Source organism: Microcoleus sp. OTE_8_concoct_300, assembly GCF_031383065.1.
Lineage (GTDB): Bacteria > Cyanobacteriota > Cyanobacteriia > Cyanobacteriales > Microcoleaceae > Microcoleus.
The window spans coordinates 1-1,067 of sequence record NZ_JANMZH010000230.1; the positions used below are offsets into that span (position 1 = coordinate 1).

Sequence of the window (1,067 nt, forward strand, 5' to 3'; positions counted from 1 at the left end):
CGGGATTAAAGCGATAAATAACTGTCCGGTCTGTTTGCAAAAATTGCCGTACTTCAGCAACAGCTTTTGTCAAAATCTCTTCTAAATTTAGAGAAGAGCGAATGCGTTCCAGCATCCCTACCACCAAGCGTTCTCGCTTTAATTGCTGGCGCAAGATAGCCTCGGCAAGTTTGCGAGAGCTAATATCTTCAATCACAGCAATTAAGTAGCTCGGTTCCCCACCCCCATCCCGCACTAAAGATACAGTCACATTAGTCCAAACAAATGAACCATCTTTGCGAACAAAGCGTTTCTCTAGTGAATAATTAAAAATTTCCCCAGCTAACAGTCTGTTGCTAGACTTGACATCTACTTCTACATCTTCCTGGTGAGAAATATCCCAAACATTTCGCGCTTTCAGTTCCAATTCAGAGTATCCGACAATATTGCAAAAGCCTTGATTTACCCTCAAAAAGTGACCGTCTGGCCACACTTTAACAATGCCGAGCGCCGCTTGTTCAAATACAGCTCGAAATCGCTGTTCGCTTCCTTGCAAAGCAGTTTCGGCTTTTTTGCGATGGGTAATGTCCATTGCCGTGCCACACAGTCGCACCACCTGACCAAACTCATTTTTAACAGCTTTTCCTTTAGCGTTAACGTGCCTAATTTCTCCTGATGGCAAACAGATGCGGTGGTCGATGTCGTAAGCTGTCCCTTCAGTCACTGCATTTTGCACAACTTGTGTAAACCTTTCTTTGTCATCGGGATGAATTAGCTCTAAAAGTTCTTCCATTGTCGGCGGCCGATTCAATTCTCGACCGTAAACTCGAAACAGTTCTTCCGACCAAGTAATAATTCCTGCCTCCCTATCGAATTCCCAATTGCCCATGCGGGCTATTTTTTGCGCTTCTTGCAACTGTTCAGCAAGCTGTTGCAGAGATGCTATTAACAGAGATTTTTCGGCTACTGCTGCATCGCGGTCGCTGATATCTTTGTGAGTACCAGACTTCCGCAACGTCCCAGGCCATTCGTCGTACTCTTCTTCCTTGCCAATCGCCATAATCCTCTGCCTATCTCCGGTTTTGTTG

At 45.2% G+C, this 1,067-nt stretch carries 1 protein-coding gene; it reads right to left on the reverse strand.

The window, feature by feature from the left end:
* Window positions 1-1,039 (reverse strand): PAS domain-containing protein (locus ACUVJL_RS11130; RefSeq protein WP_445245900.1); only part of this gene is annotated, 1,039 nt, incomplete at its 3' end.
* Window positions 1,040-1,067 lie beyond the last annotated feature (28 nt).